Source organism: Paenibacillus sp. MAEPY2 (genome assembly GCF_000499205.1).
GTDB classification, from domain to species: Bacteria; Bacillota; Bacilli; order Paenibacillales; family Paenibacillaceae; genus Paenibacillus; species Paenibacillus vandeheii.
Window position 1 is genome coordinate 63,783 of the sequence record NZ_AWUK01000017.1, and the last position, 24,205, is coordinate 87,987.

Consider the following 24,205-nt stretch of genomic DNA (forward strand, 5'->3'; position numbering starts at 1 on the left):
TTCTTGTGACGATCAAATCTTGTGATACAGGGTCCCGGACTAATCCTGCTTGCGCGGAACAACCGAAATTCGGTAGGCCGCAACATTCAGTCCTTTTTCCACAGCATCTGTAATCAGGTCCTTCACAACCTTGTTCTCTGCACCTCTGGCAACGACAAGCACGCCCCGGATCTGCGGTTTGAGCTTTTTCGTGACAATCGGCGTCTGATCCCCTGATATTTCATACGTAATAATTTCACCATCCCGGGTATACTGCGTCATATGTCGTTTGCCCCCGTTGGCATCCGTTTCTTCGGTGAGCTGCTGCGAATCCTTCACATTACGCTGTACAACAAGCTCCTCAGTAGAATCCACGGTAACCATCACATCAACGGTCCCCACACCTACGATATTTTCCAGCACACCCTTGATCTTGTCCTCGAATGCAATCTCTATCGCCTGAAATGGGTTCTGATCCGTCGGATCCGTCTGTATTGATGCCATGGATGTAGTTGGATCAGGAGGCTCTCGACCGATATTTTCGGAATCAATCTTTTTGACATTGACGAAGGAGTTGAACAACATAATTCCCACTCCGATCAAACCAAGGATAATAAGCCAGCGAAAGGTTTGACTGCGTCGTTGTCCACCTTCTCCGCCACCAAACCAGCTTTCCATCTTTTTGAGCCATTGCCTCATCGGTTACCCTCCTTCTCACAGCGCCGAAGCGCTTTTATTTTCTTTCACCTGTACTTTGTTTGCATCAATATCCCACTTCTCCGTCAATAGCGTAATAATTTGTACTGCACGTTCTGACCGGGAGGCTGTCTGTCCTTGCTGAGGATTTGTCTCTGCGTGTTCACCCGAAACAGGTGTGGAGTCAGCTTCCTGTCCATTTTGCGAATCGCCAGAATTCCCGTTACTTACTCGGCCACTTTCACGATTGCTGCCGCTGTTCACCTCGATCTGTACATCTGGGACCTCAATCTGACCGATCTGGATTGGCTCTTGTACTGGAGTCGATTCAGTGGGTTCAGATTTCAAATCAGAGCCGAGTGACGGTGCTGTACTTGCCGCTGCTTCCTGTTGACCTGTGTTGGAACTACCTTTGCCCGTTGTAGTCTCACCTGCCATCTCCACCAAAACATACTGGATCACGGGAAGTTCCACCGAGGATGCCAAATCTGTCTCCGGTTTGGTTGTATCCATGGCGAGCTTTACCTCGACGGACTGAACTCGCACCCCGGTTGTTTCTTCAATCTGCCCTTTCATTACGTTAGCCAGTTCTTTGGCTGTCCATTGCAGCGACTGCTCCTGTTCATTGGATTGCAGCCGCTTGCCTTGAGCCAAAATCTGTTCAAGTGTTGTACTTCCATCGGACGGCGAATCCATGGCGGTCATCGCTCGCTTAAGCTCACCAACCGGATCACTCTTCAAGAGCTTCGTTATGGGAGATAACAGGGTCAGCAGGATAAGAAGGCTCAGCACAAGCTTGACATAGCGTTCCATGGATCGATTAGGCAGCAGCATATCCACGAAAGTCGCCAGCAGAACGATCATAATCAATTCCCGGAGCCAGCTGCTCAGCCACCCCATCCTTCCAACCCCCTTTCTCTTGAGCAGCCCCTCATCTCATCATGACAGTCAGATTGCCTGCGGTTAGCAGGATCGTAATTGCCAGAAAAAACATCAGTCCAACGGCCGCCAGTGCTGCAAATACATAGATCATACTTTTGCCAATTGCCTGCAGACACCCTACAATCGGCGTATCGCCTAGCGGTTGCATGATCGCGCCAGTGATGTTGTAGATCAGGGCTAGCGTCAAAATTTTAAGCGCGGGAAACGCGCATAAAAACAAGATGATGATGACACCCGTCAATCCGATTGCATTTTTCACCAGCAGTGACGCTGTGATCACCGTATCGGTTGCATCCGCAAACGTTCTGCCGACAATGGGGACAAAGTTGCCTGCGATGTACTTCGCCGCCTTCAGGCTGACACCATCTGCCACGGAGCCTGATGCACCCTGCACCGAAATGACGCCCAGGAACATCGTAAGCAGTATACCGAGCAGAGCCACACTAATGTTTCGTAACAGATCTGCCAGCTGTGTCAGCTTGTACTTGTCGGACAAGGAACTGACGAGATGTAATACTGCCGAGAAGAAGAGCAGCGGGAATACCAGCATGTGAATCAACGTACCAACCAGATGGATCATGAAAATAATGAGCGGATGGGTCACAGAAACGGTAATGACATTTCCCATTGAAGCCAGTAGCGTAAACAGCAGGGGCACCATGGCCATCATAAAGTTGATCATGCTGGCTATAGCATCCTTGGCGTATCCAATGGCTACACTGAAGCTGTTGATGGCGATGATGATAATGACCATGTAACAGATGGAGTAAGCGATTTTGCTAATATTGTTTTTCTCAAAAGCGGTTTGCAACGTCTCCAGAATCATGCTTAGCACACTTAGCATCACAATCGTGACCAGAAGTTTGCCGTTATATAAAATCTCATGCAGCATGAAGGTTCCTATCGCTATAAACACCGACTTCAGGCTGAACCCTTCATTGCCGGGCATTAACATATCCATAAAGGAAGGTGTTTTTCCTTCCGGGAAAAAACCGCCGTATTGCTGCATGAGTTGATCCCAATATTTTTCCACCTGATCCTTAGGAAGCTGGTCAGCCTGCTGCTGCATCCACTCTCCTGAGGGAGAACCAGCGGCAACCTGTCCTATGATCGCAAACAGAAAACACAGCGTCAGCACGAAGGTAAGGCGCCACTGCGGCTTGTAATGCATCATTTTCATATGAAGTCCGCACGCCTCCCTCTACACCGGCATCAGCTTCATGACGGTTTCGATAATAATGCTGATGATCGGTATGGCGAGTACAAGGATCAGCACCTTGCCAGCAAGTTCAATTTTGGAAGCGATGCTCTCCTGGCCCGCATCCCTGACAATCTGTGCCCCGAATTCAGCGATGTACGCTATACCTATAATTTTCAGTACGGTTTTCAGATAAATGCTCTCCATGCCTGAATTCTCGGCAAGCCGTTTCAACACTTCGATTACGGCGCCAATCTTGCCAATCAGCAGCATGAAGATCACAATGCCAGTCGCGGCAGCAATCAGAAAAGCGAACATGGGCTTCTGTTCTTTGATAACTAAAATGAGCACCGTTGCGATGAGCGCCAGACCTACAACTTGGATAATTTCCACAGGTCACCACCATCCCGGCTTCATGACCGTTCTCATTGAAAAAGAAATATCGATTTGATCTCTTGCAGCAGGCTGTCCAGCATACGGACCACCATGAACAATACAACGACAAATCCGATCACGGTCACCCAGTGAGCCATATCTTCCTTTCCCATTTGTTTCAGCACCGTATGAATCATCGCAATGATGATTCCGATGCCCGCAATTTGAAAGATTGCGTTCACTTCTAAATTCATGACCTTGGCACCTCACTATCCCGGCTATTTCAGAAGATCAGAATGACGATTAACGCTCCGACAAGCATCCCGAGACTGCGGCACATTCGTTCATATTTCATTTGATCGGCTTGGGCACGGGATTCCTCATGCATGAGTTGCTGAATGGCTAACGAGATGTGCTTGGTCTGATCCTGACGATCACTGGTGCCAAGGCTGAAGCTCAATTGCAGCATGACCTCCCGCTCGTCTGCCTTCATGGCTGATCTTCCCCACGCCTCTTCTATCCCAGACTGCAGACTCTCAAGAGCAGTGTGACCATGGGGAGGTTCCATCTGCCTGGCTGCGTGGAGGAACAGCGTTCGAACAGGTTCTTTCGTTTGGGCTCCCATTTTCCCCATTGCATCAGGCAACGGGGTCAGCCCGTAGTTAATCTCGGTCATCAGCCGCTGGAGAGCGGCGATTAATTCTCGCAGTTGTCTGGGCCTCAAGGCATACTGCCTTGCCTTGTAGAATCCGGCGAGCGTACTGGCCAGCAGAATGATGACGGCACCGAGCATGTTAAGCAAATGCCTCACCTCCCACTTCTGTCTGCTGGAGGCCACGCATTTTACCATCGGCCAATCGAAAGGTCATGCCCCGGCTCGTCCGCTGCAGCTGTACATAGCGCTGAAACATCTGCTCGACGATCAGGGTTCTCAGCGCAGGTCTGGAAGAAAGCTCGGCCAAGTCACGACCATGTGCAGTAGCAATGACAGATACGCCAGCATGGAGTGCCTCCATCACTGCCTCCGCATCTTCAGGACGGCCTATCTCGTCCACAATCAGGACATCGGGAGACATGGAGCGAAGCATCATCATCATGCCTTCTGCCTTTGGACAACCGTCCATGACATCGGTGCGGGGTCCCACGTCAAATCCCGGTACACCCTTGTAACTACCAGCGATTTCAGATCGCTCATCAACGATGCCAACCTTTAAACGCGGACGTATACCCTGAACTAGCTCATTGACACCCGTAAGTTTGGTTCCACTGCTAATCTGTCTTGCCAAATCCCGCAGTAATGTGGTCTTGCCTTGCTGCGGGGGAGAAAGAATTAAGGTGTGCATGACCTGTCCACTCTTCATGTCCAGCAAATAAGGCAGAATGCGATCAGCGACTCCGTGAATCTCTCGGGCAACCCTGACATTGAATCCATTGATATCGCGCAAGTATTCCACGCGACCGCCACTTAGCACTGTCCGGCCAGCCAGTCCGATTCGATGCCCGCCAGGAATGGTGATGAATCCTTTACGCAGCTCCTCTTCCAATGTATAAAGCGAATGATTGCTGATCAGATCCAGCAGCCTGTGTGTTACCTCTTTTAAGGGAATATAGGCTTCATCAGGCTTCGAAGTCGGACTGCCCTGGGGTGTGAGGAAGTGGTAGGTATCTCCTGCATTGATTTCCAGTGGTCTTCCTTCACGGATACGTACTTCCTCCACTTTATCTAATAAAGCGGGCGGCATTCTTCCCAGAATGGTTCGAATCGGTTCCGGAAAGATATCCTTCCAGTTCACCATCATGAATAGGCCCCTCCAACCTTGATTTCGGTTTTGTAGCGTTCCTGGTGCTTGTTCATATCTCAAGTTTATGTGTGTACATTGATTTTATGACGCTGAAATCTATCATTTTCTTCAAAATAGCGATGAGAGTTAAAAATCATAGATCAGCCTGCTGTTCTAAATCTAGGCACCCGTCTAGATCCAATTGCATATAGTGCTTGCAGACAGGTGATATTCATTCCGGGATAAAAAAGGACAGAACCACCTACCCCAAGTACAGAAAGGAGTTGTGGGGAGTGAGAGTTGATGTGGTAGGCAATGTGAATGAAGTTCGCAGAATGGATATTGCAGGACGATGTGTGGTTGTAATTGATGTGTTGCGAACGACCAGTACGATTGTTACGGCACTGGCATATGATGCGGCGGATGTGATTGCTGTAGAGACGGTTCCTCAAGCGAAACAATTGAACGTGAAGGATGCCATTCGTGGCGGGGAACGTTTTGATAAAAAAATTTCAGGATTCGAGGCAGGCAATTCCCCCTATGAATATATGACGCCGAGTATTGTGGGCAAAACCATTATTCTGACCACTACAGATGGTACACGCGCCCTCATCAAAGCATCCAAAGCCAAACATGTGCTTGCAGGCTCATTTCTCAATGTGAAGGCTGTAGCGGCTGTTCTGTGCGAGCTGCGCAGGGATATCCTATTGTTATGTGCCGGGGATCAGGATGAGTTTGCAATGGAAGATGGCCTGTGTGCAGGCAGCATTATTGAAGAATTGTACCGGCAATCCCCATTTCCCATCATGCTCAACGATCTGGGACTGGTGCTTCATCAGGCTGCAACCCATGCCGAAGTCAAATTGCCCGATCTGGTTCGAGTATCTGCTGGTGGCCGAAGGCTGGAGAGGCTGGGCAGAATGCATGACGTAACGTATTGCACCCAATTGAACTTGCTGGACTGCGTTCCAGAGATGGGTGAAGGGAACCGAATGCAACCCTTCCGAGGAACACGTAAGGAAAGAATGTTTAAATTGTTGTGAACAACCTAAAAAGGTGTACTGCTTCCCGGATGGGAATACACAGTACACCTTTGTTGTATCTTTACAGCTATATCGGTTTTTATCTACGAACTTGCGGTCCGCCAATCACGGCTTGCTCTGCCGTATCCAGATCATACGCTGTGTGTAGGGCCTTAATTACGTCATGAAGCTTCTCTCCGTCAATAACACACGATACCTTGATCTCGGAAGTGCTGACCATCTTGATGCTCACGCCTTCGCCCGAGATGACTTGGAACATCTTCGCAGCAACACCCGGATGGCTAACCATTCCTGCACCAACGATCGAGACCTTAACAAGGTTTTCTTCCGAAGTGACTTCACGGTAAGGCAGGCGGCTGTGAAGAGCCTCAATGACACGCAGTGCGTTCTCACGATCAGACAGTGCAACAGAGAACGAGAAGTCTGCCTTTCCGTCCATCACACCGCTCTGTACGATAATGTCAACGTCCAGCTGTTCAGATGCAAGGGCACCAAATACCTCAGCAAGAACCCCCGGTACGTCTGGTACACCCAGAATACTGATGCGAGCCACGTTTTTGTCATAGGCAATTCCACTAACTACCACGCCTTGTTCCATTGTTGCTTCCTCCTTCACAACCGTTCCTTCATTATGGTTAAAGCTGGATCTTACAATCAAAGGCACACCGGAATGCTTCGCGTATTCCACTGCACGCGGATGCAATACCGCTGCTCCCAGATTGGCCAGTTCCAGCATTTCGTCGTACGATATTTCCTTGAGCTTGCGTGCAACCTTTACAATTCGCGGATCGGTAGAATAGATACCGTCTACATCCGTGTAAATCTCGCAAGCATCCGCCTTGATGGCTGCTGCCAAGGCTACTGCCGTTGTATCAGATCCGCCGCGGCCAAGCGTCGTAATCTCGCCGTCTTCCGTCATTCCCTGGAAGCCTGCAACGATAACGATGTTGCCTTCTGCCAGCGCCTGATTCACCCGTTCCGGATGAATATCGTTAATCCGTGCTTTGCCGTGTACCGGCTCCGTCCGGAAACCCGCTTGCCAGCCTGTAAATGAAATGGCTTTGCGTCCCAGCGCCTGAATTGCCATGGATAACAATGAAATCGAGATCTGTTCTCCCGTAGTCAACAGCATATCCATCTCACGTGCAGGCAGTTCACTGTTCAGCTGTTTCGCCTGATCAATCAGATCATCCGTGGTATCCCCCATGGCCGAAACCACGACTACGCACTGATGTCCTTCATCCGCTTTTTCTACAACACGTCCGGCTACACGCTTCATGCGTTCTGTATCTCCGACCGAGCTGCCCCCAAATTTCATGACGTACAATGACAACGCAAATCCACTCCCTACCTTGTGCAGTATGCATAATTGATGTCCATCGTCATTATTCTCTCCGAAAAATGACTTTAACCCAGTATATTACGAAAGCGTCTGATAGGCTAATCTTTTTTCGAAAAAACCCTTTGCCAGAGAAAAGGCAAAGGGTTGAATTCATGCTTTATTTTGCTTACACCAAGTGAACGTTACGCGCGGGAGGAGTATTTACCTTCACGCGTATCGATCAGCAGAACATCGCCTTCGTTGATGAACAAAGGCACTTGAACATTCAGGCCTGTTTCCACTTTAGCATTTTTGGTAGCGCCTTGTGCAGTGTTGCCTTTTACGCTCGGCTCTGTTTCAATAACTTTCAACTCTACGCTTGTAGGCAAGTCGATACCGAGGATTTCACCTTGGTAGCTAACGATTTTTACGTTCATGTTTTCTTTGAGGAAGTTCAATTCCCACTCCAGTTGGTCGCTTGTCAGTGTGAACTGATCATATGTTTCGTTGTCCATGAACGTGTGCTCTGTACCGCTAGCGTACAGGTAGGATACGCCACGGTTTTCGATGATGGCACGGCCAATGGTTTCACCCGCACGGAATGTTTTCTCAACGGTGTTACCGTTACGCAGGTTTTTCAGTTTGGAACGTACGAAAGCCGCACCTTTACCTGGTTTAACATGTTGGAAATCGAGTACGGTATAGATGTCGTTGTCCACTTGGACAGTCAAGCCTGTTTTAAAATCGTTTACTGAAATCACAAAAAATCCCTCCTGATATGGTTGAAAAGTAGGTGATATGAGACGATGGGTTAATTTATAGGTGGATTCATTCTATACACCTGGTAATCGTGTGCGACGTGACCGTTTCGGGATCGGATCGTTCCTCCGATCGCTGTTGTCTCCTCATTTTCCCGATTAGATTTTGATAAGGTTTAAAATGAGGAGACAAAGGCGAGCGCTTCGCTTCTTCAGAATCGATTCCGCTCCCTTCACTACGCTTACGCTTGTCTGGGTTAGTAGTGAATACCCCAAATACCTATAAATTAAAAATCGTCTTATATCACCAGTGGCTGTAAATTAGCCGATTACGGTGAACTTCTTGTCCGAATTCGTCAAAATGTGAATACCTGTCTCGGTAATCACCACGTCATCCTCAATACGCACGCCGCCAAGACAGTCAATGTAGATACCCGGCTCAACGGTTACGACCATGCCCGGTTTCAATACATCGTCGCTAAGCTTGGACAAGCGGGGAGCCTCATGGACTTCCATACCCAGACCGTGGCCCGTGCTGTGTCCGAATTGCTCTCCATATCCGTGCCCTGCAATAATATCACGTGCCAATGCATCGGCTTCCCGTCCGGTCATACCCGGTTTCAGGTTCGCCAACGTATGTAACTGGGCTTCCAGTACGATATCGTAAATTTTACGCAGTTCAGGTACAGGCGTGCCAGTTGCGATGGTACGTGTCAGATCTGAACAGTATCCATCCAAAAGCGCACCGAAGTCAAATGTAATTAACTCATTTTGTCCGATGACTTTGCCACTTGCTACACCGTGAGGCATAGCAGAACGTTCACCCGATGCAACGATGGTGTCGAACGAAGAGGAAGTTGCTCCATGTTTTCGCATGAAAAACTCCATCTCCAAATCCACTTCACGTTCAGTCATACCCGGATTTGCGAATTGCAAAACGTGACTGAATGTTGCATCTGCCAGATCCGCAGCTCTTTGCATTACAGCGATCTCATCTTCGTCCTTGAACATGCGAAGTTGCTCCACGATACCGGATACAGCTTTCAATTCAATAGACTGAAGCGCTTCAGCATAAGCAGTATGCGTGCCATAGGTGACATGATCCTGCTCAAAGCCAACCTGCTTGATATTCGCCGATGCTAGCAAATCGCGAACGGATTCCAACGGTTTCGGTCCATGTTCCACAACGGTAAATCCTTTGGCTTGTTGCGGTGCCTGTGTCATATAACGGAAGTCGGTAAGCAAATAGGCTTCCTGTTCCGTAATCAGCACATATCCCGCTGAGCCTGTAAATCCCGTCATATAACGACGGTTAATCGGATTTGTAATCAGCATAGCCGTGAGTTCATGTTCATGCATGGCCTCACGTAACTTATTTACTCGTTTGTTTTCCATCGGTACCCTTCTTTCTCTCACATTCCCGGGTCCCCGGCTCAGGTTCGCTTGTCCAGATGACGCACGAGAGCCAGCAGTCCCAGTTCGTAGCTTACTTCGCCAAATCCGGCAATCTGCCCGATTGTTTCTGCAGCAATTACTGAATGATGTCTGAACGATTCGCGTGCATGAATGTTGGATAGATGTACTTCTACTGTAGGAACTTTTACGGCATTGATGGCATCACGCACAGCATAGCTGTAATGGGTCAGCGCTCCGGCATTCAGCATGATTCCGTCTGTATCGCCCATCGCTGCATGAATACGATCAATGATGTCCCCTTCGTGATTGGATTGATAAAAAGTGATGGAGACGCCCAGCTCCTCTGCCTGTCTGCGAATTTTGTCCTCAATATCCTTCAGACTAAGCGTTCCATAGATGCCGGGTTCACGTACGCCGAGCATGTTCAGGTTCGGGCCATTGATTACAACAATCCGTTTCATAGCTACTCCACCCTTTCTGCAAATAACCATCTGCTATTTTAACACAGCCATTGCCGGATTGAGAAGCTTTTTTGCGGCTATGCTCCTGCTTGCTCTGGCTCACGTTTCCGTTCATCCGTGAACTCCATGGCTACGGTGTACCCGATAAACAGTCCCCACAGCAAGAAGAAACAAAATTCTGTAATGATGGAATCCCAGGTTAAGCGGTTTAAGGGCTTTACCATATCCAGTTTTGGACCTACCAGGACAAAGATAATCAGCCACCAAACAATGCCGTAGATCATACCTGGAATCGGGCCTTTGAATTTTTTTAAAGTGAACGTGTAGATCAGAGATGCGATAAGAGAAAAGACAATAAAAAACAGCCAGCCAGTCAAATGTCCTGCTGCAGTATATATAAAATGGTGTTTAAAAAACGGTTCAGCCAAAAATCCTAAGGGCACAATCGTAAAATGAAGCAGATAGGACAGCCAATGCAAACCTCCCCAGATAAAACCTGCGAAAAAACCAAGCTCCACTGCAAAAGGTAACGGCTTGGTAAAATAATGCGCTTGGCCTTGCCGCTGAGTAGGACGCTTGCCCCGGTCCTTTGGCTCTCCTTTGTCAGCACGTTGATTTTCCTTATGTGATGTGCGTTCACCGGTATACTCTGTCATCAATATTCTCCTTCACAATCAGTTTGCAAAACCTGCGGTTAAATCTCCAATTTTGTCCTAACTCTACCGGGTAGTATGTACAAATCAGGACAAAGTTAACAACATCGCCCTTGGATCGACTCGCAAACTAGAAATTGCTCTCAAAATTCGATACAATAGGGATATTAAACTGCCTTCGACCATGAAGGCCTAGAACAGAATAGGAAGGTGAATAATTTGCCTCAACAATCCAAGCCTGTCAGCTACGGGGGGCAAGCTGTCATTGAGGGCGTAATGTTCGGCGGTAAACATGTCAACGTTACAGCTGTGCGAAGAAAAGACGGCGAAATTACGTATCTGGAAGTTCCCAAGCAAGACAAGTCCTGGGTCATGAAATTGCGGCGGATTCCACTACTGCGCGGAATTGTCAGCATTATAGATTCGAGCGTCAAAGGAAGCAAACATCTCAATTATTCTGCTGACGCATATGCTGATGATGAATTGGAACCTGAAGAAAAAGCAAAGCAAAAAGAAAAAGAAGGCTCAGGTTGGAGCCTAAGCATGATTATCGGCGTCACCGCAGTAGCTATCCTTTCGTTTCTCTTTGGTAAAATTGTGCTTACATTGTTGCCGGTTGTAATTGAGAATTTTCTGTTCAAAAATGCATTCGACAATCAGTTTCTGCATAATTTACTGGAAGGCGGAATTAAGCTGATCCTGTTGCTTGCCTATCTGTGGCTGATTTCCCAGACACCGATGATTAAACGTTTGTTCCAATACCACGGTGCAGAACATAAAGTCATTAGTGCTCACGAAGCCGGAGAAGAGCTTACGCCAGAAAATGTGCAAAAGTATAGCCGTCTGCATTATCGTTGCGGAAGCAGTTTTATTATGCTGACTGTCATTATCGGCGTATTTTTGTACTCGCTCTTCACATACGATAATCTCTGGGAACGTATGGGACAGCGGCTGCTGTTGTTACCCGTTGTGCTCGGTATTTCGTTCGAATTGTTGAAATTGACCAACTCGGTTCGTGATATCCCTGTACTGCGTTATCTCGGATACCCGGGACTATGGCTGCAATTGCTGACAACCAAAGAGCCGACCAATGAACAGGTAGAGGTATCCATCGCTTCGTTTAACCGTATGCGTGAACTGGATGCCAAGCTTGCAAACGTATCGGCAACATCGGAAGTTCCTGTTGCAACATTTGATCCTGTGAAAGGGTGAATGATATGAAAAGGCAGGCCATCATTTTTTGGACGCTCATTGCACTCGCTGCTATTGGAATTTTGAATTGGCTGTTGAGTGGAGGTATATCTCGAATTGTGATACCCCTGATCGTATTCGGGGTTGTGTTCCTGCTCTATAAGTATCCGCCCCGGCGTTGGGCAAGCAAAGCATCGTCACCGAAGATTAAACCATCAGCTAAAACCATGGCTAAAGTTAATGCGCAGTCTGGTGCCCGGAAAAGCAGCTCATCTTCCAAAAAACGCAAGGATTATCCTTTCCAGGTTATCCAGGGACAAAAGGGTAAAAGCGATGAGGACGTACCCAAGTATCACTAAAGCACTAATTTCGACTAAACACACAAAAAAAGCAATTCTCCCAACATGCGGAGAATTGCTTTTTCTTTTATACAGGAGTCAGAGGTGGTGTATCCGCTGGTTTCTTTCTTAACTCTCGTCTCTGTTTGTCCAGCTGGTCACCATAGTTCTTGGTGTTCCATCCACTGAAAAATTCAGTTCCGGCGTTAACCCCAGATTGATATAAAGCTGTACTGTCCTGTACAGAAAGGTTAAACTCCGTAGGTTTAATTCCAAGGGTAGGGATTTTCACCGTACGGAATCGATTGATCTGTTCGATATATCGTTCGTCATGAGCAGTAAGCATCGTTTCTACCAAAGCTTGAAGCATACTTAGGGGACCCCTGATTCTAGCTGGCTCTCCTTCGGTTTTACCAACCATTTTAAAACCAACCACAGGAATGATGTCTCCTCCACGTTCTGTACGCTCCCCATCAAACAGCCAGAGCGGAAAATTGCTCAGTAGTGCTCCATCGACGATATAAACAAACTGGTCCGCAAAACGTAAACCCTTAGACAGGATAGGGGATCTGCGAATGGCTACCGGGTCAAAGAAATAGGGGATACTGCAACTCATGCGTACAGCCTTGGCTACCTCCAGTTTCGAAGGATCTATTCCGAATCGTTTAATATCATCCGGCAGCACCAAAATGGTACCATTCGAAATGTCGGATGCAATAATTAATAACTTTCCTGGAGGCAGATCAGCGAACGTCCGAACCCCCTTTTTTTTCAGCATATCCCGAATCCAGCATTCCAGCGCTTCCCCAGAATATAGCCCCTTCTTCAAAAACAGCCTTGCTGCGGGTCCGATCCACCTGGTTTCAAATATGAGAGAACGTCGCAGCAACGAAGCAAACGGCGTATTCTCGATAATGCCTTTCATCTCTTCCGCCGAATAGCCCGCGGCTAGCAAAGCAGCTACGATAGAACCCGATGACGTTCCGGCTACGCGATTGAACTCGACACCATGATCCTCTGCGCCCTTTACGGCGCCGGCAAGTGAAATTCCCTTTACGCCGCCACCTTCAAATACTCCGTTAATCAACACAATAAAACCCCCGTTCTCCAGGCAGTCCACGCTACTACTGCAACTGTATGAGAACAGGGGTTGGTCATATTACGTTAAAATGTTTTACAGTCCATAATAGGCCTTTAATTTGGTGATTAAGCCAAGCGGATTTTTCGTCAGGTACTGTGAGCTGAAGTAAATATCACCTTTCACCGTATCATATTTCTCATTGTATATAAGCTGGTCAATAATTTCCTGTGATGTCTGCCACCCGATTTCCGGTGTGCCCAGCTTATAAGGGGAGTGTCCAATGTACAATTTCACATCAGTATTTGCCACTTCATTGGCCCACCAGTCTACCACCTTGTCATATCGTGCTGCACTGAGTGTCATGCTCCAGTACACTTGGGGTGCAACATAGTCGATCCACTCCTGCTTGATCCATGTCCGTACATCCGCATTCATGCTGTCATAAGCGGTTACTCCGGCTTTTGTATCCGAACCGGTCATATCAACCGATTTGTTACGCCACACACCAAATGGGCTAATGCCATATTGGACGCCAGCTTTTACCTTGTGGATACTCTCTCCAAGTTGCTTGACAAATTGATTGATGTTGTCACGGCGCCACTCTGCACGGTCACTCGTATTCAATGTGTTGTATGCTTTGAAAGCCACATCATCATTAAATGTTACATTGGAAGGATAGAAATAATCATCCAAATGTACGCCATCAACATCGTACTGATTGACTACTTCCATGATGGTATCAATAATATGCTGTCTCGCTTCAGGAATACCCGGGTTAATATACAATTTGCCTGAAGCATTAACCATCCAGTCCGGGTGAAGCTTGGATACATGATTGACTGCGAGCCCGGTTGTACTTGCCGAATTGGTGGCTCGGAAAGGGTTGAACCAGGCATGGAACTCAAGGCCACGTTTGTGAGCTTCCTCAACCATGAATGCAAGTGGATCATAACCGGGGTCTTTCCCCTGTGTTCCTGTCAATACACTATTCCAGGGTACAAGACCTGATGGATAGATCGCATCCCCATTGGCTCGCACCTGAACAAATACGGCGTTGATTCCCATATCCTTCAACGTATCGAGCTGCTGAATGAACTCCAGCTTTTGTTTCTCCACGTTTCCTTTGGCTCCAGATGAAGGCCAGTCTCCGTTTACGGTCGAAATCCATGCTCCCCGCATCTCATCCGTACTTGGCGTAGTCCCCGTTCCACCAGGTTCTGCTGGTGTGACTGGATTAGGGTCAGGAGCATTGCCTGTGGTCAAATCAATGGTCTGTGCAGATTGGTTCCAAGTAACCTGGATTCCAAGGTTCTCACTGACAAATCGAATTGGTACCATAACACGGCCTTGCTTCAATTCTACCGAGGCATCAAGATCAACCACGGCCCCATCCACTGTTGCCTGCTGGCGTCCACTCGTCATCGTAATGACGGAATCGAACTTCTTGATGGTGACTGTGCGCGTAGCCTGTGACCATAGAACAGAAGCACCCAGACCTTCGCTAATGACACGCAGAGGAACCATCGTTACATTTACTTTGGGCAAAATGTAAGGCGATACATCCGATTCCAATCGTTGACCATCCAAATAAATGATAATTTCCTTTTGACTAGCTGCCTGCGCTGTTAGTCCTGCAGTTTGTAAACCCAGAACAAAAATGAGCAGCAGGATCAATCCTTTTCGAAGCTTCATCAGTGCAATCCTCCAAAATAATTATAAATTCGCGGCAAATTCTGCTAGTTTAATAGACGCTCCTAACGATTATTAAGTTGCGAAAAATCGCCAAATTTTGGACGAGAAAAAGCAAAAGGACGCTCCCTACCGTTTTAGCGGCAGGTGCATCCTCTGATTTTTGAATGGATATGCGTTGCAATTTTCCAGGTGAGTCTGGCTTTTAAGGCTTAGGATTCGGTGTTGCTCATGTCTTCCTGAATACTTTTCAGATCACGCAATCGACTCTCATCCTGGCGGAAATATTCTACCAAAGACTCGATGCAGGTAATGGAATCCCAGCTCAGATGGTGCTCAATTCCTTCGACATCCTGATAAATATTTTCCTCCTGAACACCAATGGTCGTTAAAAACTGTTCAAGCAGATGATGGCGCTCCATCAAACGTTTGCCCATCTTTTTGCCTTTTGGCGTAAGCACTAGCCCGCGGTACTTCTCATAGATCAGGTACTCGTCTTTGTCCAGCTTTTGGATCATCTTCGTCACCGATGAAGGATGCACTTCCAAACCTTCAGCTATATCAGACACACGAGCATAGCCCTTTTCATCAATTAATTTGTATATACGCTCCAAATAATCTTCCATACTGGGCGTTGGCATCTGCTTCCCTCTCTTCTCTCTGACCGGCAATATTCTTGCCTGGTCCCTATCTTATAATGATACATGTTATCAATACGCATTGGCAAGTCCTGCACAATTCCTTCACTACTTACTGACCGTAAAGCGCTTTTCAGGCCTCTTTCCGTTACCATAGCGCAAGTATTGGCATGGGTGACTTATCCCCAAACGAGGCAAACTAAGCGAGGTCCCGTATTGAAAGGAGTGATTTCGTGAGTACAAGTGTAGCGCATCCACCCGTTCGCAAAGCAAAAGGCACTAAACCCTTTATTCCCGATTTGGTGTATTTTGAACCTGGTGCGCTGGAATATGAGAAAGGTAAACGGATTATGGAATGGGTCACCTCCAGAGATATTCCTTATCAAATGACGACATCCCATAATCGAATCACCAATCTTCCCGGTGAAACGGAGCAGGAAAAGTACCGGATGGCCAAGCGAACCCTTGTTGTCGGCGTGCGTAAAACACTTAAGTTTGACCAATCGAAGCCCTCAGCCGAATATGCCATTCCCATTTCCACAGGCTGTATGGGTCACTGTCATTATTGTTATCTTCAAACGACACTTGGGGCCAAGCCCTATGTCCGTGTCTATGTAAACACCGAGGAGATCATTCAGGCTGCCAAAGGTTACATTGAGGAACGTGCGCCTGAAATTACCCGTTTCGAAGCAGCTTGTACATCCGATCCCGTAGGACTGGAGCATATTACGGGAAACCTCGGTGACCTGATTCGTTTTATGGCGGAGGAGGAACACGGACGACTTCGCTTTGTGACCAAATATCATCACGTTGAGCCTTTATTAAACATCAAGCATAAAGGACACACTCGTATCCGTTTCAGCGTGAATTCCGATTATGTGATCAAAAATTTTGAGCCAGCCACCTCACGGTTTGAAGAGCGTATTGAAGCCGCAGGCAAAATAGCTCATGCCGGTTATCCGCTCGGATTCATTATTGCCCCAATCATGTGGTATGACGGATGGGAAGAAGGATATTCTGAGCTTTTACAAAAGCTTGCCGATACACTTCCAGAAGAAGCAACCAAGGATCTAACCTTTGAGATGATCCAGCACCGTTTTACCAAAACGGCAAAAGCTACCATTGAGAAGCGATATCCCAAAACCAAGCTCGAGATGGATATCGAAAAGCGAAAAATGAAATGGGGCCGATGGGGACAGTATAAATATGTGTATAAGGATGATCAGCAGGATGCTTTGCGCGAGTTTATTACTGAGCGCATTTTTGAGCATTTCCCACTGGCCAACATTGATTATTTCACCTAAGCGTAGAATTGGCCCTTATATTAAAGAACTTTTGATTAAAAAAGCAGGTTACATGAACCAGAATCATTCTGGTTTTCACGTAGCCTGCTTTGTTCTTATTGGAATAAACCATGAATAAAACAACAACTCGTTGATGGCTATATAAGGTTATATAATCATCCAGTCTGGTGTTATTTGCTGTAACCAGATCGTTATTTTGGTCATCTGATCCGTGAATAACAAAACCCCAAGGAACAACATTAATGCGCCCCCGGCTTTCATCATGATATTGGAATAACGCAAGATCCAGCGGGTAGAACCGATGAAAAAGGCCAGAATGAAGAAAGGTAACGCAAAGCCGGCCGTGTAACCCGTAATTAATGCCAACCAGGTGGTTGGTTCGCTCGCAGCCATCGCGATGATAGCAGTCAAGATCGGTCCAATACAAGGCGACCAGCCTGCCGAGAAACCAATGCCAAAAATAAATGAGCCCAGGTAACCCGCTGGTTTCCATTTCATATCCATCTTACGCTCTTTCATCAGAAACTGAGGTTTGAACAAACCAAGCAAAAATAAACCCATTAACATAATCAAAATCGCGGATAATTGACGAATAAGATCACGGTTATCATTGAAAAATTGACCAAACAATCCGGCTCCCAGCCCCAGCGAATAAAACACAGCCGAGAAGCCCAAAATAAATGCCAGCGTATGAGTCAATGTCTTGAAGCGAACTTCACGCTGATTGCGTTCATCCTTTAATCGTTGTACCGTCATCCCCGTAATGTAAGAAAGATACGAAGGATACAGCGGAAGACAGCAAGGCGAAATAAACGAAGCTAATCCTGCTACAAAAGCCAGCCACACATTAACATCAGGCATGAAGCGGATATCTCCCTTCCCTGGGGGCTCACTTGCTTACGTTCAAAATCAGGCTCGGAACCCTTTTTTTCCAATCATCGTAAGAATCAGCATCATGATAAGCAAAAGTACAATCGTTGCTCCCGGTGCAAGGTTCCAGATCCCGGCCACAACCAGTCCAATAACTACGGCAATTTCGCCAATAACCACAGACAATATGATCGCCGATTTGAAACTTCGTGCCATCAGTAAGCTTACAGCTACCGGAATGGTAAGCAATGCCGATACCAGCAATGCGCCGACGATTTTGATCGCCGTACTAATGACAAGGGCTGTCATTACGGTAATCAGCATATTCAGCAGTTTCACAGGCAACCCGGTAACCGCTGCGGCATCCTCCTCAAAGCTGAGCAGGAAAAACTCCTTATGTAACAACGCTACAACGATGACCACGATCAGCGTAACCACACCCACCAGCTTCAAATCCGTGGAGTCTAGTGTATAAATACTGCCGAAAAGGTAACTCATAACATCTGTATTATATCCTTTGCCCAGCGTAAAGAACAACGAAGCCAGCGCCACTCCACCGGACATGATGATCGCAATCGATAATTCGGCATAACTCTTATACGCCTTACGCAGTTTCTCTATTGCAAATGAGGCGAGCACAGCAAATATCAGCCCCACCGCAATCGGATACACTTCGATCAGAAATCCAAGTGCAACCCCGGCAATCGTTACATGAGACAGAGTATCGCCAATCATGGATAAACGTCGCAGCACCAGAAACAATCCGATCAAGGGTGCTGTGATGCCAATTAGCAATCCCCCCGCCAGCGCCCGCTGAAAAAAATCACTCATTAAAATTTCCAAAACACACACGACTCCTTCGGCCTTGCTCTAATCTGGTTGTGTACTCGCTCTAACGAACCTGGGTGGTGGTATGCTGCAAATTCGTCTCGGCACAGTCTTCCACCTCATGGGAATGACGGACATGGAAATGAATTTTTCCGTTCGTCACTGCCGCTTTGGAACCGAGATAACTTTCCATCCGGTCCATATCATGTGATACCATCAGGAATGTCATCCGGTGGTGTTCATGCATATGGGTAATGAGTTCAAAAAAGCTGGCCTGGGATTCGGCATCAATGCCCACCGTCGGTTCATCCAGAATCAGCAGATCAGGGTGATTAATAAGCGCCCGTGCCAAAAACACACGCTGCTGCTGTCCGCCGGACAGTTGTCCGATTCGTTTGTTCGCCAGATCCTCGATCCGCATCACCTGCAGGGCATCTGTGCACTGCTGCTGACATTTACGGGACATTCGGCGAAACATATTCTTGTTGTTGTACAAGCCGGACATGACTACTTCCCTTACCGTTGCAGGGAACAATGGGTTAAACGCATTTTTTTGCGGAACATAACCAATTCGTTCCCAATCCTTGAAACGGCGGATCGACTGTCCGAACAGCTTGATGTCTCCCTCGGCTGGAGGCAATAGTCCAACTAACATCCGCAGCAATGTCGTTTTGCCCGCCCCGTTTGAACCGATAATCCCGACAAAATCCCTTTCCTGGACCATAAAATCAAGATTTTCGATCACTCGCTGGTCACCGTAAGAAAATGATAGTTTATCGATCTCTATAATTGGATCATGACACAATGGCATGATTTGCTGCATGGCAAAGCCGCCCTTCATTATATATAAGGATTGCAAGTCGAATCCTTCAGTCTATCTTATTTTAATGCGATCAGCAGATTTTGCAAATTTTTCTCCATCAGGGTGAAATAATCATCCCCGTTTGTGACTTGTTCTTTGGTTAAACCTTCTACAGGATTAAGGACCATTGTCTCTACACCCGCTTCATTGGCAAGGGTTTTCGCCAGTTTGTCAGATACCAGCTCTTCGAAGAAAATGTATTTAATCCCTTCATCCTTCACGAGCTTAGCCAACTTCACAATATCTTGACCTGTGGGCTCCGCATCTGGAGAAAGTCCCATAATGGCATGCTGGGCCAACCCATAATCACGTGCTAGGTAACCAAATGCCTGATGCGAAACAACAATTTCCTTGTTGGGAACGTTGGACAATTCGTCTGTAAAGTGCTGATCCAGCGTTTCCAGCTTGCTCCGCAGCTCTTCATAACGTTGTTCATATCCTTCTTTATGGGCAGGGTCTACTTCAACCAGGCTGTTTTTGATATTTTCAGCCATTATCATTGCCGATTTGGGACTTACCCATGTATGGGGGTCCACATGATGGTCTGCAATATCCTCTTCGTTAGCTTCATCAGCATGTTCGTCACTATGTTCATCAACCTGTTCTTCACCATGACCGTGTCCATCATCACCCTCAGCAGTTAATAGAGTAACCCCTTCACTTACTGCAACTGACTTCACCTTGGTATCGCTATTCAGTGACTTCAGGAAGTTGGGGACCCATCCTTCCAGGCCTGCACCATTGTATAGGAATAACTGAGCTTTGGATGTATTCACAATATCTTGGCTCTTCGGCGTCCAATCATGTGGTTCAACACCTGTTGGCAGCAAATTAATGACATTCGCATCGTCTCCGCCAATTGTCGCAGTAAACGCATAGACAGGATAGAAGCTCGTGATCACATTCACTTTACCTTCCACCAGCTTGGCACTCTCCGAATTATTACTCTGACCGCATGCCGACAATATGAGCAAACTAAGAACAAGCAGACCGCTGAGCATCCATTTCATCTGTCCTCTTCTACCTGTTGCTAGAGTCCGGTTTACCTGGTCTAGATTTCTTCCATTATAAAATTTCACTAGTATTCACTCCGCATCTCTTAATCGTAAACATTACTGAAAGAATTATAGGTAACCTGCACGAACTTGTCAAGCCGCTCTGTCCTATTCATTCTTTCCTTGAGCACGGAGTTCATAACAGTATATGCTTGTTTTCTTCGCATCAGATCCAATTTCGTCCAAAATAAAAAGCGACCCGATTTTCATCGAGCCACCTTCTATTACAACTATTATAAATCAAATCCTTGGTTGCAGGGTCAAAACCCTATTTCACTTGTGCACCATTAGGCATATTATCTGGTACCGTTGCCAGTGTAAGCTGGTCTCCGTGGGATGCTGCCAGAATCATGCCCTGGGACAGTTCACCGCGCAATTTCACAGGCTTGAGGTTCGTCACACAGATGACTTTGCGTCCAACCATATCTTCTGGGGAATAAAACTTCGCAATTCCTGATACAACTTGACGTTGCTCATAGCCAAGATCCAGCTGCAGCTTCAGCAATTTATCGGCTTTCTTGACCGGTTCACAGGCAATTACTTGAGCGACACGCAGTTCCACTTTGGCGAAATCATCAATACCGATCTCTTCTTTGCCTTCTGGTGCTGTGACGGGTTGAGCGGCTTCAGAAGCGCCTCCAGCATCTACTTGAGCTGCCTCAGGCTGCACTTCAGCTTTTTTGCCTCCAGTCATCGCTTCAGCAATATAAGCAATCTCCTGTTCAGAGTCCAAACGCGGGAAGATCGGGTCACCCTTCTGCAAAGCGTTGCCAGCCGGAATAACGCCCCATTGCTTCGCTGAATCCCATGCCGTCAGTTCACCTTCCTGAATGCCGAGCTGTTCCCAGATTTTGCGCGGAGCACGTGTCAGGAACGGCTGCAACAGGATGGAAGCAATCCGCAAGCTTTCAATCAGATGCGACATTACCGATGCCAGTTCATTCCGTTTCGCTTCATCACGAGCCAGAGCCCAAGGCTGAGTCTCGTCAATGTATTTGTTGCTGCGGCTCACAAACTGACTGATCGCTGTCAACGCTACGGAAAATTGCAGATTTTCCATGGCCTGCTCCACTTTCTCCACAACAGCAAGACCTGCTTCTTCAAGAGATGAATCAAATTCGGTCACACCGGAAGTAAACTCAGGCGCTCTGCCTTCGAAATATTTGTCCACCATGGCTACCGTACGATTCAACAGGTTTCCAAGGTCATTTGCCAGGTCGGAGTTCACACGCTCTACAAAGCTTTCTGGAGTAAACGTACCATCTGAACCAAATGGAACTTCACGCAGCAGGTAATAACGCAGTGCATCCAAACCATAACGGTCAATCAGGGTTACCGGGTCAACGACATTGCCTTTGGATTTGGACATTTTGCCGTCTTTCATCAACAGCCAGCCGTGGGCAAACACTTTTTTCGGTAAAGGCAGGTCCAGTGCCATCAGCATAATTGGCCAGTAAATCGTATGGAAACGAACAATTTCCTTCCCTACCAGATGCACGTCCGCTGGCCAGAATTTGTTGTACAGCGATTCGTCGGATGATCCATAGCCCAGAGCTGTAATATAGTTGGATAACGCATCAATCCATACGTACACAACGTGTTTCGGATCACCTTTAACTTTGACGCCCCATTCGAAAGTTGTCCGCGATACAGCCAAGTCTTCCAGACCCGGCTTGATGAAGTTGTTAATCATTTCATTTTCACGTGACTCCGGCTGAATAAAACCCGGATTCTCTTCATAATATTTCAGCAAACGATCGGCATACTTGCTCATCCGGAAGAAGTAGGATTCTTCTTTTACCAGCTCCACCGGATGTCCGCTATCCGGACTTTTGGCCGAGATAATCTCGCCCTTGTCATTCTTCTCCACATCAACCAGCTGGGTTTCCGTGTAGTAGGTCTCATCCGGGATACTGTACCAGCCTTCGTACTCACCCTTGTAGATATCCCCTTGTTTCAATAAACGGTCAAAGATATCCTGTACCACTGTTTTGTGGCGTTCTTCCGTAGTCCGAATGAAGTCGTCATTGGAGATGTCCAGCTTGTTCCACAATTCCTTGATACCCACAACGATATCGTCGATAAAGGCTTGTGGCGACTGTCCTTTCTCTTGTGCCTTGCGCTCAATCTTCTGACCATGCTCATCGGTTCCTGTCAGATAGTGAACAGCATAACCGCGCAGACGTTTGTAACGAACCATGGCATCACCCGCCACAGTCGTGTACGCGTGTCCGATATGCAGTTTGTCACTTGGATAATAAATCGGTGTTGTCAGATAAAATGTTTTTTGATCAGCCATAAATGACTTCTCCTCCTTCATATGGTCCTGCATTTTTATTGCTTGCTTTTGCCTAAAAAAGAACACAAAAAACTCCCGTCCCTATATGGGACGAGAGTTGCTCTCACGTGTTACCACCCAAATTCCCCGTGCTTTTCACAAAACACAGGCTCTGCCGGTCCTTCGACCGCCCATTAACGCTGGATCACGCCTCAGCCTTACGACAGCCCGTTCTAAATGATCAACGTCTGCACGCTCGAAAGAGGTTCCTCCGGGACCATATTCCATCCTCCTCCCAGACCGGTTCTCAGCTCATCCGGCTCTCTGCACTGGGGGTGTGTCTGTACTTATCCCTTCACTGGAAATCATTATACCAAAAATATACTGAAATACTGCCTCCTTTGTCAAGTGGACAGCAATTCTTAAATCAACTCAATTCTGCAAAACGACCATTGGCTCGTTAATCGGATACCATCACAGACTTTTCAGCCTTTGGTGGAACCAAATCCACTCCTCCTGGATGAAACGGATGGCATTTCGCAATGCGCTTTGCCGCAAGCAGCGATCCTTTAAACGCACCATGAACTTCAATCGCCTCCATCGCATACGCCGAGCAGGTAGGATAGAAACGACACGTCGGCGGCTTCAATGGAGAGATATAGCTGCGATACACCCGAATGGGAGCCTGAACCAATCTGCGGGATAACTTCATCGTCAGTGCTTCCCGTGAGTGTGCTGATGTCCGGATGACGCTTTGGCTGGCATATGTTCGGCACAGTCCTTACAGTACCCGAAAACTTCAAATTTATGATCGACGACCTGGAATTGCTCAGGCGCATCTGCAAGCTGCATCGGGCAAAAAACGATTGGATATGTCTTTTGGCATTTCAGACAAATCATATGGTGGTGATGATGATCCTCACTGCAATGTGCTCTGAACTTCACCCCATCCTCAAAGATGACCTGCTCCAGTACACCCAATTCCTGCATGACACGCAAATTCCGGTACACCGTATCAAAACTCAGTCCGCTGTAAGTCTTACCCATATATTCATAGACGTCCTTGGGTGTCAAATACCCGGGGGATTCGGCAAATAACCGGGCCAGTGTCTTCCGCTGATCCGTAATGCGGAGCCCCTGCGAGGACATGGTAGTAATAATCTGTTCTGTCGACAGCATGACCTATAGCACCTCCTGTCATACGAGCATTCTGCATAAATCCAAAGAGCGAATTCAATTCAGCAACACCTATATCGAAATGGGTCTATCCGTCTAGGTATTGTACCCGTTAGCGTGTGAAAATCAAATTATGCAAAATGCTGATACTTATGCTTGATTTATATACTACTAATAATGCCTTAAATGAAGTTCATAGTCAACGAACGGACCTGATCCCGCTGATTCTACAGTCACAATGAAAAAGGACCCCATAAACATGGAGTCCTTTC

Annotated in this window: 26 protein-coding genes; 4 read left to right on the top strand and 22 right to left on the bottom strand. The window is 47.2% G+C overall.

Translation table 11 applies throughout. The features are described 5' to 3' along the window. Positions 1–39 precede the first annotated feature (39 nt). From spoIIIAG to spoIIIAA, 7 genes are read right to left on the bottom strand one after another with little or no spacing between them, the layout of a single operon-like run. Positions 40–678: a stage III sporulation protein AG gene (gene spoIIIAG / locus P364_RS0115425; RefSeq protein WP_024631000.1), complete on the bottom strand. Its 639-nt coding sequence runs from the start codon at positions 676–678 to the stop codon at positions 40–42. A 15-nt stretch (positions 679–693) separates the two neighbouring features. Next, on the bottom strand, positions 694–1,575 hold the full coding sequence (spoIIIAF, locus tag P364_RS36205; RefSeq protein ID WP_024631001.1) for a stage III sporulation protein AF: 882 nt from the start codon (positions 1,573–1,575) through the stop codon (positions 694–696). Positions 1,576–1,606: 31 nt separating this feature from the next. Continuing rightward, positions 1,607–2,797, bottom strand: a complete 1,191-nt coding sequence (gene spoIIIAE / locus P364_RS0115435) for a stage III sporulation protein AE (RefSeq protein ID WP_024631002.1) — start codon at positions 2,795–2,797, stop codon at positions 1,607–1,609. 21 nt (positions 2,798–2,818) lie between these two features. Then, complete coding sequence (gene spoIIIAD / locus P364_RS0115440) at positions 2,819–3,208, bottom strand: stage III sporulation protein AD (RefSeq protein WP_017687586.1); 390 nt, start codon at positions 3,206–3,208, stop codon at positions 2,819–2,821. A 32-nt stretch (positions 3,209–3,240) separates the two neighbouring features. Continuing rightward, the gene (gene spoIIIAC / locus P364_RS0115445) at positions 3,241–3,444 is read right to left on the bottom strand and encodes a stage III sporulation protein AC (RefSeq protein WP_017687585.1); all 204 of its coding nucleotides are present in this window, start codon (positions 3,442–3,444) and stop codon (positions 3,241–3,243) included. 29 nt (positions 3,445–3,473) lie between these two features. Further along, on the bottom strand, positions 3,474–3,992 hold the full coding sequence (gene spoIIIAB, locus P364_RS0115450) for a stage III sporulation protein SpoIIIAB (RefSeq protein WP_024631003.1): 519 nt from the start codon (positions 3,990–3,992) through the stop codon (positions 3,474–3,476). Continuing rightward, the gene (gene spoIIIAA, locus P364_RS0115455; protein WP_024631004.1) at positions 3,985–4,989 is read right to left on the bottom strand and encodes a stage III sporulation protein AA; all 1,005 of its coding nucleotides are present in this window, start codon (positions 4,987–4,989) and stop codon (positions 3,985–3,987) included. The genes spoIIIAB and spoIIIAA overlap by 8 nt, the downstream gene beginning before the upstream one ends. A gap of 275 nt (positions 4,990–5,264) precedes the next feature. Here spoIIIAA and P364_RS0115460 point away from each other — a divergent pair, with 275 nt between their 5' ends. After that, positions 5,265–6,014, top strand: coding sequence for a 2-phosphosulfolactate phosphatase (locus tag P364_RS0115460; RefSeq protein ID WP_024631005.1), 750 nt, complete (start codon positions 5,265–5,267; stop codon positions 6,012–6,014). Positions 6,015–6,093: 79 nt separating this feature from the next. On the opposite strand, the gene P364_RS0115465 is transcribed toward P364_RS0115460, so the two are convergent. The 5 genes from P364_RS0115465 to P364_RS0115485 form a co-directional block, all read right to left on the bottom strand. After that, positions 6,094–7,347: an aspartate kinase gene (locus P364_RS0115465; RefSeq protein ID WP_024631006.1), complete on the bottom strand. Its 1,254-nt coding sequence runs from the start codon at positions 7,345–7,347 to the stop codon at positions 6,094–6,096. A 191-nt stretch (positions 7,348–7,538) separates the two neighbouring features. Then, on the bottom strand, positions 7,539–8,096 hold the full coding sequence (efp, locus tag P364_RS0115470; protein ID WP_024631007.1) for an elongation factor P: 558 nt from the start codon (positions 8,094–8,096) through the stop codon (positions 7,539–7,541). Positions 8,097–8,414: 318 nt separating this feature from the next. Further along, positions 8,415–9,488: a M24 family metallopeptidase gene (locus P364_RS0115475; protein WP_024631008.1), complete on the bottom strand. Its 1,074-nt coding sequence runs from the start codon at positions 9,486–9,488 to the stop codon at positions 8,415–8,417. A gap of 38 nt (positions 9,489–9,526) precedes the next feature. Then, on the bottom strand, positions 9,527–9,970 hold the full coding sequence (gene aroQ, locus P364_RS0115480) for a type II 3-dehydroquinate dehydratase (protein ID WP_024631009.1): 444 nt from the start codon (positions 9,968–9,970) through the stop codon (positions 9,527–9,529). Between the two features lie 77 nt (positions 9,971–10,047). Next, on the bottom strand, positions 10,048–10,626 hold the full coding sequence (locus P364_RS0115485) for a YqhR family membrane protein (RefSeq protein ID WP_024631010.1): 579 nt from the start codon (positions 10,624–10,626) through the stop codon (positions 10,048–10,050). A 216-nt stretch (positions 10,627–10,842) separates the two neighbouring features. Here P364_RS0115485 and P364_RS0115490 point away from each other — a divergent pair, with 216 nt between their 5' ends. Further along, positions 10,843–11,835: a DUF1385 domain-containing protein gene (locus P364_RS0115490; protein WP_024631011.1), complete on the top strand. Its 993-nt coding sequence runs from the start codon at positions 10,843–10,845 to the stop codon at positions 11,833–11,835. Positions 11,836–11,840: 5 nt separating this feature from the next. After that, positions 11,841–12,173: a hypothetical protein gene (locus P364_RS0115495; RefSeq protein WP_024631012.1), complete on the top strand. Its 333-nt coding sequence runs from the start codon at positions 11,841–11,843 to the stop codon at positions 12,171–12,173. 67 nt (positions 12,174–12,240) lie between these two features. Here the strand turns inward: P364_RS0115495 and P364_RS0115500 are convergent, their stop codons facing one another. The 3 genes from P364_RS0115500 to mntR form a co-directional block, all read right to left on the bottom strand. Continuing rightward, positions 12,241–13,242, bottom strand: coding sequence for a patatin-like phospholipase family protein (locus P364_RS0115500; RefSeq protein WP_024631013.1), 1,002 nt, complete (start codon positions 13,240–13,242; stop codon positions 12,241–12,243). 84 nt (positions 13,243–13,326) lie between these two features. Then, positions 13,327–14,925: a family 10 glycosylhydrolase gene (locus tag P364_RS0115505; RefSeq protein WP_024631014.1), complete on the bottom strand. Its 1,599-nt coding sequence runs from the start codon at positions 14,923–14,925 to the stop codon at positions 13,327–13,329. Between the two features lie 209 nt (positions 14,926–15,134). Next, positions 15,135–15,563, bottom strand: a complete 429-nt coding sequence (mntR, locus tag P364_RS0115510) for a transcriptional regulator MntR (protein WP_024631015.1) — start codon at positions 15,561–15,563, stop codon at positions 15,135–15,137. A gap of 230 nt (positions 15,564–15,793) precedes the next feature. On the opposite strand from mntR, the gene splB reads away from it, so the two are divergent. After that, the gene (splB, locus tag P364_RS0115515; RefSeq protein ID WP_024631016.1) at positions 15,794–16,864 is read left to right on the top strand and encodes a spore photoproduct lyase; all 1,071 of its coding nucleotides are present in this window, start codon (positions 15,794–15,796) and stop codon (positions 16,862–16,864) included. Between the two features lie 147 nt (positions 16,865–17,011). On the opposite strand, the gene P364_RS0115520 is transcribed toward splB, so the two are convergent. The 7 genes from P364_RS0115520 to P364_RS0115555 all read right to left on the bottom strand — a co-directional run bounded on the left by P364_RS0115520 (position 17,012) and on the right by P364_RS0115555 (position 23,936). Then, the gene (locus P364_RS0115520; RefSeq protein ID WP_024631017.1) at positions 17,012–17,725 is read right to left on the bottom strand and encodes a cytochrome c biogenesis CcdA family protein; all 714 of its coding nucleotides are present in this window, start codon (positions 17,723–17,725) and stop codon (positions 17,012–17,014) included. A 48-nt stretch (positions 17,726–17,773) separates the two neighbouring features. Continuing rightward, positions 17,774–18,577: a metal ABC transporter permease gene (locus tag P364_RS0115525; protein WP_024631018.1), complete on the bottom strand. Its 804-nt coding sequence runs from the start codon at positions 18,575–18,577 to the stop codon at positions 17,774–17,776. A 49-nt stretch (positions 18,578–18,626) separates the two neighbouring features. Next, positions 18,627–19,385 carry a metal ABC transporter ATP-binding protein gene (locus P364_RS0115530; RefSeq protein ID WP_024631019.1) on the bottom strand — a complete coding sequence of 253 codons (759 nt, stop codon included), beginning with the start codon at positions 19,383–19,385 and terminating at the stop codon, positions 18,627–18,629. 56 nt (positions 19,386–19,441) lie between these two features. Beyond that, positions 19,442–20,434 (bottom strand): metal ABC transporter solute-binding protein, Zn/Mn family, encoded by a 993-nt coding sequence (locus tag P364_RS0115535; RefSeq protein WP_024631020.1) that lies wholly within the window; start codon positions 20,432–20,434, stop codon positions 19,442–19,444. Positions 20,435–20,747: 313 nt separating this feature from the next. After that, the gene (gene metG, locus P364_RS0115545) at positions 20,748–22,799 is read right to left on the bottom strand and encodes a methionine--tRNA ligase (protein WP_081718003.1); all 2,052 of its coding nucleotides are present in this window, start codon (positions 22,797–22,799) and stop codon (positions 20,748–20,750) included. Between the two features lie 418 nt (positions 22,800–23,217). Then, positions 23,218–23,469, bottom strand: a complete 252-nt coding sequence (gene yidD, locus P364_RS0115550) for a membrane protein insertion efficiency factor YidD (RefSeq protein ID WP_024631022.1) — start codon at positions 23,467–23,469, stop codon at positions 23,218–23,220. A 2-nt stretch (positions 23,470–23,471) separates the two neighbouring features. Further along, positions 23,472–23,936 (bottom strand): Fur family transcriptional regulator, encoded by a 465-nt coding sequence (locus tag P364_RS0115555; RefSeq protein WP_024631023.1) that lies wholly within the window; start codon positions 23,934–23,936, stop codon positions 23,472–23,474. Positions 23,937–24,205: the final 269 nt, after the last annotated feature.

What these genes read in the sequence shown, in the direction of transcription:
- spoIIIAG (WP_024631000.1), bottom strand. Translation starts at nt 678, where the DNA reads ATGAGGCAATGGCTCAAAAAGATGGAAAGCTGGTTTGGTGGCGGAGAA.
- spoIIIAF (WP_024631001.1), bottom strand. Translation starts at nt 1,575, where the DNA reads ATGGGGTGGCTGAGCAGCTGGCTCCGGGAATTGATTATGATCGTTCTG.
- spoIIIAE (WP_024631002.1), bottom strand. Translation starts at nt 2,797, where the DNA reads ATGAAAATGATGCATTACAAGCCGCAGTGGCGCCTTACCTTCGTGCTG.
- spoIIIAC (WP_017687585.1), bottom strand. Translation starts at nt 3,444, where the DNA reads ATGAATTTAGAAGTGAACGCAATCTTTCAAATTGCGGGCATCGGAATC.
- spoIIIAA (WP_024631004.1), bottom strand. Translation starts at nt 4,989, where the DNA reads ATGATGGTGAACTGGAAGGATATCTTTCCGGAACCGATTCGAACCATT.
- P364_RS0115475 (WP_024631008.1), bottom strand. Translation starts at nt 9,488, where the DNA reads ATGGAAAACAAACGAGTAAATAAGTTACGTGAGGCCATGCATGAACAT.
- aroQ (WP_024631009.1), bottom strand. Translation starts at nt 9,970, where the DNA reads ATGAAACGGATTGTTGTAATCAATGGCCCGAACCTGAACATGCTCGGC.
- P364_RS0115485 (WP_024631010.1), bottom strand. Translation starts at nt 10,626, where the DNA reads ATGACAGAGTATACCGGTGAACGCACATCACATAAGGAAAATCAACGT.
- P364_RS0115495 (WP_024631012.1), top strand. Translation starts at nt 11,841, where the DNA reads ATGAAAAGGCAGGCCATCATTTTTTGGACGCTCATTGCACTCGCTGCT.
- P364_RS0115505 (WP_024631014.1), bottom strand. Translation starts at nt 14,925, where the DNA reads ATGAAGCTTCGAAAAGGATTGATCCTGCTGCTCATTTTTGTTCTGGGT.
- mntR (WP_024631015.1), bottom strand. Translation starts at nt 15,563, where the DNA reads ATGCCAACGCCCAGTATGGAAGATTATTTGGAGCGTATATACAAATTA.
- P364_RS0115520 (WP_024631017.1), bottom strand. Translation starts at nt 17,725, where the DNA reads ATGCCTGATGTTAATGTGTGGCTGGCTTTTGTAGCAGGATTAGCTTCG.
- P364_RS0115530 (WP_024631019.1), bottom strand. Translation starts at nt 19,385, where the DNA reads ATGCAGCAAATCATGCCATTGTGTCATGATCCAATTATAGAGATCGAT.
- P364_RS0115535 (WP_024631020.1), bottom strand. Translation starts at nt 20,434, where the DNA reads ATGAAATGGATGCTCAGCGGTCTGCTTGTTCTTAGTTTGCTCATATTG.
- metG (WP_081718003.1), bottom strand. Translation starts at nt 22,799, where the DNA reads ATGAAGGAGGAGAAGTCATTTATGGCTGATCAAAAAACATTTTATCTG.
- yidD (WP_024631022.1), bottom strand. Translation starts at nt 23,469, where the DNA reads ATGAAGTTATCCCGCAGATTGGTTCAGGCTCCCATTCGGGTGTATCGC.
- P364_RS0115555 (WP_024631023.1), bottom strand. Translation starts at nt 23,936, where the DNA reads ATGCTGTCGACAGAACAGATTATTACTACCATGTCCTCGCAGGGGCTC.